The following is a 5,192-nucleotide window of genomic DNA, read 5'->3' as shown; positions in this document are numbered from 1 at the left end:
CTCCCACCCCAGATACAGCACCAGGTAGTTCCCGGCCAGCACCAGCACCAGCATTGCGGCCAGGAACAGGTTGAGGTAGGCGAAGAATCGGCGTCGGCCGGGATCGTGCGCCATGTAGCCGACCGAATAGATGTGGATCAGCGAGCCCACACCGGTGATCAGCAGCGCGAAACACATCGAGAGCTGATCGAGTTGCAGCGAGAAATGCACCTGCAATCCGGCGACCGGAACCCAGTTGAAGAAGTCGTGCTGCACGGCGCGCGAAGCGCCCGATCGCCCGAGCATATCGATGAACGCCCACACCGCGATCGCGAACGACGCGAGTGCGGCCAGCACACCCAGCAGGTGTCCCCAGGCGTCACTGGCACGCCCGGCCAGCAGCAGGATCACCGCACCGGCCAACGGCAGGATCGGCAGCAAGAGCATCTGCGCGGTACCCATATCAGTACTTCAGCAGGTTGGCGTCGTCGACCGAGGTCGAGCGACGGGCGCGGAAGATGGTCATGATGATGGCCAGTCCGATCACGACTTCCGCCGCGGCGACCACCATCGTGAAGAACGCGTACACCTGACCGTCCAGGTTGGCGTGCTCACGGGCGAACGTGACGAAGGCCAGGTTCACCGCGTTGAGCATCAGCTCGATACACATGAACACGACGATCGCGTTGCGCCGCACCAGAACTCCGACCGCGCCTATCGTGAACAGCAAGGCCGAGAGATACAAATAGTTGTCCGGATTCACCGCAGAGCCCTTCTGTCAGCCGTTGGTGGGGGAGTCGTTGCCCGGGGTGGTATCGGTTCCATCGTTGCCCGCGCCGATCCCGACCACCGCGGCCTCGGTATTGGCGCGATTGCGGCGGTGACGCAGGATCGTGCTGACCGACAGTTCGGCGAACGAGCCGTCGGGGAGCCGCGCCGGGATGTCCACCGCGTTGTGCCGCGCGTACACGCCCGGAGTAGGCAGCGGGGTGACCTGCGTCCCCTCGAGCACACGACGTTTGGACAGGTCCTTCTGGTCGGACTTGGGCCCGAACCGTTCCCGGTGAGCCAGCACCATCGCGCCGATGGTGGCGGTGATCAGCAATGCGCCGGTGAGTTCGAACGCCCACACGTAGCGCACGAAGATCAGGTCGGCCAGCGCGTTGATGTTGTCCTGTGCCAGTCCGGCTCTCGCGGGCGGCCGGTGTTCGTGCACGCCCTTGGCGATCGCGGCGATGAGTATCAGCGCGAAGCCGATGCCGACGACGATCACCGCGATTCGCTGGCCCCGCAACGTCTCCCGCAGCGATTCGGAGGTGTCGACGCCGACGAGCATCAGCACGAACAGGAACAGCATCATCACCGCGCCGGTGTAGACCACGATCTGCACCACGCCCAGGAACAGCGCGTCTTGCGCGATGTAGAACACCGACAGCGTGATCATGGTGGCCGCCAGGGACATCGCGGCGTGCACGGCCTTGCGGGCGGTCACCATGCCCAGTGCCCCGACGACCGCGACGACGGCCAGCACCCAGAAGAGCACCGCCTCCCCGGCGGATCCGTGGTTCGTGGCCACGGCAAGCACGGCGGTCATCGTGGACCTCCTTCAGCTGTGCTTTCGTCGAGCGTGCCGGGATGGCGAGTAGCGGCGTGCCGAGATGACGGCGCGTGGACGAGGGATCGACGAGTGGTGGTCGGAGTCCGGCCTATTGCTACATTTTGTGGGCTCGAAACTCCGGTTTCCGACAGATGAGCCGCAAGAATGTAGCGGGAGGCCGGTTCTCGTTCGAGGATCATCGCGTCGCTCCTTCCGCACCGGCAGTTGCTGGTGTTCTCTCCGAGCCGGGACCGTCGTAGTGGCCCATGCCCGAATCCGGCTGGGCTGCAAGGCTCCCCAGCACATCGATCGTGCCGAGGTAGTAGTCCTGCTCAGTGGTGTCGGGCACCATGGCGTGCGGCGGGAGGATCATGCCCGGCTCGAGGGGGGCCAGCAGGCGGTCCTTCTCGTAGATCAGGTCCGCGCGGTTGTCGTCGGCCAGTTCGTATTCGTTGGTCATCGTCAGCGCGCGGGTCGGGCAGGCCTCGATGCACAGGCCGCAGCCGATGCAGCGCAGGTAGTTGATCTGGTAGACGCGACCGTAGCGCTCACCGGGGGAGAAGCGTTCGGTTTCGGTATTGTCCGCACCCTCGACGTAGATCGCGTCGGCCGGGCAGGCCCACGCGCACAGCTCGCAGCCGATGCACTTCTCCAGGCCGTCGGGATGCCGGTTGAGCTGGTGGCGGCCGTGATAGCGCGGTGCGGTCGGCGTCTTGACCTCCGGATAGAACTCGGTGTTGGGCTTCTTGAACATGGTCACGAAGGTGACCCAGAAGCCCGCGAACGGTTCCAGCACACCGGGTTTCGGGCCCTGCCGGGCAGCGATCGTCGGGATCGGCGGCGTCGGGAAACTGGAGTAGTGCTGCGCGGCGGCGGGCTCCGGATCGGGAGCCGGGCGCAGGCCCGCCCGGACGACCGCGCCCAGCAGGAGCAGCGTGACCGCGATGCCGAAGATCACCAGTCCGGCGGTCTGCACGTGATAGCCGTTGTCTTGCAGCACCTTCAGCACCGCGACGACCATCACCCACAGCAGCGAGGTCGGGATCAGCAGTTTCCAGCCCAGGTTCATGAACTGGTCGTACCGCAGCCGGGGCAGCGTGCCGCGCAGCCAGATGAACACGAACAGGAAGATCCACACCTTGGCGGTGAACCACAGCAGCGGCCACCATCCGGATTGCGCTCCGGCCCACAGGTTGATCGGGAACGGCGCGTGCCAGCCGCCGAAGAACAGCGCCGTCGCCAGCGCCGAGACCGTGCCCATGTTCATGTACTCGGCCATCATGAAGGTGGCGAATTTGAGCGAGGAGTACTCGGTGTGGAATCCGCCGACGAGTTCACCCTCGGCCTCGGGCAGGTCGAACGGCGCCCGGTTGGTCTCACCGACCATCGAGACCGCGTAGATCACGAACGAGGGCAGCAACAGGAAGACATTCCAGGTGCCCCACTGATGCGCGACGATCCCGGAGGTGGACATCGTGCCGGTCAGCAGGAACACCGCCGCGAAGCACGCGGCCATCGCGATCTCGTAGGAGATCACCTGCGCGGTCGAGCGCAACCCGCCCAGCAGCGGATACGTCGACCCGGACGCCCATCCGGCCAGCACGATCCCGTACACGCCCACCGAGGCCATCGCCAGGATGTACAGCACCCCGACCGGCATATCGGTCAGCTGCAACGGAGTTCGCGTGCCGAAGATCGACACCATCGGCCCGAACGGCATCACCGCGAACGCCATCACTGCGGGGACCAGCGAAATGATCGGGGCCAGAATGAATATCGGCTTGTCCACGATCGTCGGGACGATGTCCTCCTTGAGGAGCATCTTCACCCCGTCGGCCAGCGACTGCAGCGTCCCCTTCGGCCCGACCCGATCCGGCCCGACCCGCATCTGCATGAACGCCACGATCTTGCGCTCGGCGTACACGCCGATCAGCGGAATCGTGATCAGGAAGACGAACACGAAGACGCACTTGAGGATCACCAGCCACCACGGATCGCGGCCGAACGCGCTCAGGTCGGTCATGACTCCACCTCGCCGCTCGGCCCCGTCGTACGCGTGCAGCACCGAGCCCACGATTCGCTTCGTCGTGCTTCACCCCTGCCGCTGCTGTGCTCCGGCATGAGAGAGGGCTGGACTGTGCTTGCCGGTCGCTCGCTGCGCGCGTTCCTGCCGCCGCGGCACGCCGTGACGAACGTGCCTACCGGGACGCGGCTTCGCCGGTGCTCGGCTGTGTCGGGCGCGAGGCGCGTTGTCGTGCTCGATTCGCATCGCTGAGGGCCGTTCATACCCGCACCTCCCCGGCCTCCATGCGGTCGGGAACCATCGATCCGGCCCATCCGGAGATGGCGTTCGGCCGGTCTGCACGGAGCGGCCAGGTGCTTGGCGGGCGGCGGCTGGTGGCGTTGTGTCACAGGCTCATTCACGGTGGTCCTCCCGGCGGATGCGGACGAGGTGGCCCGGGGTGACGGCGAGTTGCTCGTACACCTGGGAGCCAGGGGAGTTCAGCGGCAGCCAGACGACTCGGTCGGGCATATCGGTCACCTCCAGGGGCAGCGTGATCGAACCGTGGTCGGTGCCGACGCGTACCGGATCACCGGTGCTGGCGCCGATATCGGCGGCGGTGTCGTGGGACAGGCGCACGACGGGGGTGCGGGCGGTGGCGGCGAGATTCGGCTCGCCGTCCTGTAAACGGCCGCGGTCCAGCAGCATTCGCCAGCCCGCGAGGATCGCGGTCCCGACAGGAGGCTGGGGCAGCTCTCGCGCCGCGGTGACGGGCGTGACGGCCGGCGGACCGTCCCAGATGCCGAGGGCGGTCAAATCGGCTCGGGCCGAGGCGATATCGGGCAGCCCGAGGGCGATGCCCATCTCGTCGGCGATCGCGTGCAGCACCCGATGGTCGGCCAGTTGCGCGGCCTCGCGGCGCACCGTGGGATCGGCCAGGGCGGCGTCGAATTCGCGAGGGCGCCCCTCCCAGCTGAGGTAGGTGCCCGCCTTCTCCATCGCGGTGGCCACGGGGAACACCACGTCGGCTCGGTCGGTGACCTCGCTGCGCCGCTGTTCGAGGCTCACCACGAAGCGGGTCGCGTCGATGGCGGCGAGGGCGGCGCGTGGGTCGGGCAGGTCGGTGACCTCGACCCCGCCGATCACCAGCGCGCCGAGGGTGGGCGCGTTGGCCAGAATGGCAGCGGTGTCGCGGCCGGGCAACGCCGGCAGCTCATCGACATCCCAGCGGTCCTTGACCTGCTGGCGCGCAAGGGAATCCACGACCGGGCGTCCGCCCGGGAGCAGGGTCGGCAGCGCACCGGCCTCGATCGCGCCGCGTTCGCCCGCGCGGCGCGGCACCCAGGCCAGTGCGGCGCCGGTGTCGTCGGCCAAGCGCGTGGCGGCCGACAGCGCACCCCGCACGGTCGCCGTGCGCTCACCGACCATGATCACCGCGCCCGGTTCGCGCAGCAGCCGACCGAGATCGGGAAAGTCGTCCCCGAAGTCCCGGACGAACACTCCGGTTCGCGAAGTCCCCGTAAGCCGACTGCCGCCCGAGTTCGCTTCGGTCGTAGCGAAGCCCGTCTTGGCCGACTCAGCGGCCGCCCCGGTCATTCCGACGCCCGTCTCGGT

At 67.4% G+C, this 5,192-nt stretch carries 4 protein-coding genes and 1 pseudogene; all 5 read right to left on the bottom strand.

Annotated features, from left to right (window positions below):
• Window positions 1-441, bottom strand: a pseudogene (locus tag JZ791_RS43405) (NADH-quinone oxidoreductase subunit L); the annotation flags it as partial.
• 1 nt (window position 442) lies between these two features.
• Entirely contained in the window at window positions 443-742 is a 300-nt protein-coding gene (gene nuoK, locus JZ791_RS43400; RefSeq protein WP_216903698.1) for an NADH-quinone oxidoreductase subunit NuoK, read from the bottom strand.
• 15 nt (window positions 743-757) lie between these two features.
• Complete coding sequence (locus JZ791_RS43395; RefSeq protein WP_216903696.1) at window positions 758-1,573, bottom strand: NADH-quinone oxidoreductase subunit J; 816 nt, start codon at window positions 1,571-1,573, stop codon at window positions 758-760.
• 199 nt (window positions 1,574-1,772) lie between these two features.
• Window positions 1,773-3,599, bottom strand: a complete 1,827-nt coding sequence (gene nuoH, locus JZ791_RS43390) for an NADH-quinone oxidoreductase subunit NuoH (RefSeq protein WP_216903695.1) — start codon at window positions 3,597-3,599, stop codon at window positions 1,773-1,775.
• 393 nt (window positions 3,600-3,992) lie between these two features.
• Window positions 3,993-5,192 (bottom strand): molybdopterin dinucleotide binding domain-containing protein (locus tag JZ791_RS43385; protein ID WP_216903694.1); only part of this gene is annotated, 1,200 nt, incomplete at its 5' end.

Source organism: Nocardia alni (assembly GCF_019038435.1).
GTDB classification, from domain to species: Bacteria; Actinomycetota; Actinomycetes; order Mycobacteriales; family Mycobacteriaceae; genus Nocardia; species Nocardia alni.
The sequence above is the reverse complement of the archived record's forward strand: the minus strand, read 5'-3'. Positions and strand labels throughout refer to the sequence as shown.

Excerpts from the sequence above, each read along its gene's own strand:
- JZ791_RS43395 (WP_216903696.1), bottom strand. The coding sequence starts at position 1,573 with ATGACCGCCGTGCTTGCCGTGGCCACGAACCACGGATCCGCCGGGGAG.
- nuoH (WP_216903695.1), bottom strand. The coding sequence starts at position 3,599 with ATGACCGACCTGAGCGCGTTCGGCCGCGATCCGTGGTGGCTGGTGATC.